A 4,167-nucleotide genomic window follows, 5' to 3' on the forward strand; every position below is an offset into this window, starting at 1 on the left:
GGCCTCGGGCCTGGCGGTGAGCGCACCGGGCACGGCGGCGGCGGGGAAGCGCGGATCGGTGAGGGCCAGGCGCAGTGCGTGGACATGGCCGACGAAACGGGAGTCGACAAGGGCGACGCGCTCGGCCGCTGGGGCCGAGGCGAGCAGACTCCGCGCCTCCTCGGCGCCCGGCGCGGTCCGTACGTCATAACCCAGCGACCGCAGATGGCCTTCGAGCGGCGATCCGGGGACCGGGGGACCGGTGAGGATGGCGGTCGGCAGACGAACTCACTCCTTGGCGCTGACAGGGCTGGGTGCACGGCGTCGGGACCCGGGATCCGGGTGGCGGCACATCGGCAGAGAGGCTATCGGATGAACTGAAGGCCGAGTTCACCGGCCGTTTACTCGCCAGATGCCAAGGTCTGATTGAGGAACGGTTCGCGCGATGATCATCATCGGTCACCGGTGCCCTCCCGGACAAACGACGACCGGTGCCCGGAGGGCACCCTCTAGGGTTGCCGCCATGACATGGCTGATCACAGGTGGAGCGGGTTATATCGGGGCACATGTGGCGCGGGTGATGACCGCGGCGGGAGAGCGGGTCGTCGTGCTCGACGATCTCTCGACCGGTGTCGCCGAGCGGCTGCCCGCCACGATTCCGCTGGTGCGGGGCTCCCTGCTGGACCGGGAGGCCGTGGACCGTACGCTCGCCGCGCACAAGGTCACCGGTGTGGTGCATCTCGCGGCGAAGAAGCAGGTCGGAGAGTCCGTCGAGCAGCCGCTGCGGTACTACCGGGAGAATCTGCACGGGCTCACGGTGCTGCTCGACGGCGTGGTCGCCGCGGGCGTACGGCGCTTTCTCTTCTCCTCCTCCGCGGCCGTGTACGGAGTGCCGGATGTGGAGTTGATCACGGAGCGGACACCGGCCGTGCCGATCAATCCGTACGGTGAGACCAAGCTCGCGGGCGAGTGGCTGGTCCGCGCTACCGGACAGGCGCACGGGATCGCCACCGGCTGTCTCCGCTACTTCAATGTGGCGGGCGCGGCGACGCCCGAGCTGGCGGACACCGGAGTGTTCAACATCATCCCGATGTTCTTCGACCGGATCAGCCGTGGCGAGGCGCCCAGGATCTTCGGTGACGACTATCCGACACCGGACGGCACCTGTATCCGTGACTACATCCATGTGGCCGATCTCGCCGACGCCCATCTCGCCGCCGCGCGCCGGCTGGCAGGACAGGAGGGCGCCGGCGACCTCACGGTCAATATCGGCCGCGGCGAGGGCGTCTCGGTCCGTGAACTGGCCGATCTGGTGGCCGAGGTCACCGGCCACCGGGCCGGGACGGTGGTGGAGGCGCGCCGTCCCGGCGATGCCGCGAGGGCCGTCGCCTCGGTCGGGCTGATCGCCGAGAAGCTGGGCTGGACGGCGAGCCACGGGGTACGCGAGATGGTCGAATCGGCTTGGGAGGGCTGGCGGCTGCACCACCCGGCGACCGTGGTCGGGTGATCTCGTCGCTGCTCTGACCTGCGATCATTTCCGCAGGTCAGAGCATATGACAACGGTGTTCAGTGCCGTGTTGCCGCATACCCCCCACCCGTAGTTCACTGGCGTGGTCGACAGATCGCACAGACGACCGGAAGGCGGTCTCATGGGGGCAGGGCACGACCACGGGCACAGCCACGGCGGGCCGCCGGCGGGCACCGCGACCGCGGCCTACCGAGGCCGGCTGCGTATCGCGCTGTCCATCACGCTCTCCGTGATGGTGGTGGAGATCATCGGTGGTATCGCCTCCGACTCCCTCGCCCTGTTCGCCGACGCGGCCCATATGGCGACGGACGGTGTGGGGCTCGGGATGGCGCTGCTGGCGATCCACTTCGCGAGCCGGCCCGCGGACAAGAACCGCACCTTCGGCTATGCGCGGGCCGAGATCCTCGCCGCGCTGGCCAACTGTCTGCTGCTGCTCGGTGTCGGCGGATTCCTGCTGTACGAGGCCGTCGAGCGCTTCATCGTGCCGCCCGAGACCAGAGGCGGACTGACGATCGTCTTCGCCCTGATCGGTATGTTCGCCAATCTGGTCTCCCTCTCCCTGCTGATGCGCGGGCGGAAGGAGAGCCTCAATGTGCGCGGTGCCTATCTGGAGGTGCTCGCGGACACTCTGGGCTCGCTCGCGGTGCTGGTCTCGGCCGGTGTCATTCTGCTCACGGGTTGGCAGACGGCCGACCCGATCGCGGGTCTGGTGATCGGGCTCATGATCGTTCCGCGTACGGTGAAGCTGCTGCGGGAGACACTGAACGTACTGCTGGAGGCCGCGCCCAAGGACGTGGATATGGCCGAGGTACGCGCACATATGCTCGGACTGCCCGGTGTGGCCGACGTACATGATCTCCATGTCTGGACCATCACATCCGGTATGCCTGTGCTCTCGGCACATGTGGTGGTGGACCAGGATGCGCTGGACGCGGTGGGCCACGAAAAGATGCTGCATGACCTCCAGGGCTGCCTCGGCCATCACTTCGATGTCGAGCACTGCACCTTCCAGCTCGAACCGATGGGGCATGCCGAGCACGAGGCGAAACTCTGCCACTGACGTCCTGCCGTCCCCACCCCCGGGGGCCTGGGAGAACGGACATGCCCACGCTCCCGAAGTGCTGGCACAGGGCCTTTGTGCGGCAGACTTGGGGGCTGAGGCCCGAAGCGAAGGATGGTTATGCCGACCACACCAGTCACTACGGCGAACAGCTCGTCGAACGGCGTTCAGGAAACGATCATGCTGGAGCTGGTCGACGAGAACGGCAACACCATCGGCACCGCCGAGAAGCTCTCGGCCCATGAGGCGCCCGGCCTGCTGCACCGGGCGTTCTCCGTCTTCCTCTTCGACGAACAGGGACGGCTGCTGATCCAGCGGCGCGCGCTGGGTAAGTACCACTCCCCCGGTGTCTGGTCGAACACCTGCTGCGGACATCCCTACCCGGGCGAGGCGCCGTTCGCCGCCGCGGCCCGCCGTACCCACGAGGAGCTGGGCATCTCGCCCTCGCTGCTCGCCGAGGCCGGCACGGTCCGCTACAACCACCCGGACCCGGCGTCGGGACTGGTCGAGCAGGAGTACAACCATCTCTTCGTCGGGATGGCGCAGTCCTCGCTGCGGCCCGACCCGGAAGAGGTCGACGAGACGGTCTATGTGACTCCGGCGGAGCTGGCCGGGCGCCATGGCAGGGACCCGTTCTCGGCATGGTTCATGACCGTGCTGGACGCGGCGCGGCCGGCAATCAGAGAGCTCACAGGGCCTGCCGGGGGCTGGTGACGTCCTCGCACGCCGGCGCACCGCCGAGCGGGGCCAGGAACGGCAGCGTCGCCCAGATGATCTTCCCGCCGCCGGCGGTGTGCTCGACGGCGCAGCTACCGCCGGCCTCGCGGGTGATCTCCCGTACGAGCAGCAGTCCGCGCCCGCCCGTCCGGGCGTGATCGGTCTCCAGGGCTTTGGGCCGGTACGGGTGGTTGTCCTCGACCGCGACGCGGATCCACTCCGCGCCGATGGTGACCTCGACACCGATCTCCGGCGAGAGCAGGGCCGCGTGCCGTACGGAGTTGGTGACCAGCTCGGAGACGATGAGCAGCAGACTCTGGACGACCGTGTCCCTGACCGGTACGCGCTGGCGCTTGAGCAGATCGCGTACGGCGTGCCTGGCCTGCGGTACGGAGACGTCGACGGCCGGAGCGGTGAACCGCCAGACTCCCTCGTACGACACCGGCCGGGCCGGCACACTCCCGCGGCTCTCCATCCTTGCGGCACCCACCCTTGTTTCGACCTGCGGCTTTGTTTCGGCCTGTGGCTCGACCGGTGTCGGCCAGCGGATACCGAGTGTTGGGAACGGGCCTGTCCGCACCGGGCAACTGAACAGAAGTCAGCCGTAATTGGCGGAGGATGACCGCATTCGATCGAGTGGACCGCCAGGGCGATCGCACGCGATCATTCACTGGCGCTTCAGGAGCGGTCCAGTGGGCACGGCGGGCGCGGGCAACGGCGGGCAGCGGCGGGCGATTGCCGGGCCGGGGATAGCATCCGGCGCATGGAGCCGCAGCTGCTGCACACCGTCTCCGACGGCATCGCGACCGTCGTGATCCACCATCCCGCCAAGCGCAACGCGATGACGGCGTCGATGTGGCGGGAGCTGCCGCCGCTGCTCGGG

The 4,167-nt window shown here is 68.5% G+C and carries 4 protein-coding genes and 2 pseudogenes; 4 read left to right on the plus strand and 2 right to left on the minus strand.

The features are described from left to right. Window positions 1-261 (minus strand): annotated as a pseudogene (locus GA0115259_RS42315) (CDP-alcohol phosphatidyltransferase family protein); the annotation flags it as partial. 241 nt (window positions 262-502) lie between these two features. Between GA0115259_RS42315 and galE the strand changes: the two are divergent. From galE to idi, 3 genes are all read left to right on the plus strand, one after another. Beyond that, window positions 503-1,486: a UDP-glucose 4-epimerase GalE gene (galE, locus tag GA0115259_RS31050; RefSeq protein WP_093603167.1), complete on the plus strand. Its 984-nt coding sequence runs from the start codon at window positions 503-505 to the stop codon at window positions 1,484-1,486. A gap of 142 nt (window positions 1,487-1,628) precedes the next feature. Continuing rightward, window positions 1,629-2,567: a cation diffusion facilitator family transporter gene (locus GA0115259_RS31055; protein WP_093603169.1), complete on the plus strand. Its 939-nt coding sequence runs from the start codon at window positions 1,629-1,631 to the stop codon at window positions 2,565-2,567. A 120-nt stretch (window positions 2,568-2,687) separates the two neighbouring features. Beyond that, the gene (idi, locus tag GA0115259_RS31060) at window positions 2,688-3,281 is read left to right on the plus strand and encodes an isopentenyl-diphosphate Delta-isomerase (RefSeq protein WP_093603171.1); all 594 of its coding nucleotides are present in this window, start codon (window positions 2,688-2,690) and stop codon (window positions 3,279-3,281) included. Here idi and GA0115259_RS31065 read toward each other — a convergent pair. After that, the gene (locus tag GA0115259_RS31065; RefSeq protein ID WP_093603173.1) at window positions 3,256-3,759 is read right to left on the minus strand and encodes an ATP-binding protein; all 504 of its coding nucleotides are present in this window, start codon (window positions 3,757-3,759) and stop codon (window positions 3,256-3,258) included. The two genes, idi and GA0115259_RS31065, sit on opposite strands and share 26 nt — an antisense overlap. 195 nt (window positions 3,760-3,954) lie before the next feature. Between GA0115259_RS31065 and GA0115259_RS42985 the strand changes: the two are divergent. Beyond that, a pseudogene (locus tag GA0115259_RS42985) lies at window positions 3,955-4,167 on the plus strand (hypothetical protein); the annotation flags it as partial.

It is taken from the genome of Streptomyces sp. MnatMP-M17 (assembly GCF_900091995.1).
Classification (GTDB): domain Bacteria; phylum Actinomycetota; class Actinomycetes; order Streptomycetales; family Streptomycetaceae; genus Streptomyces.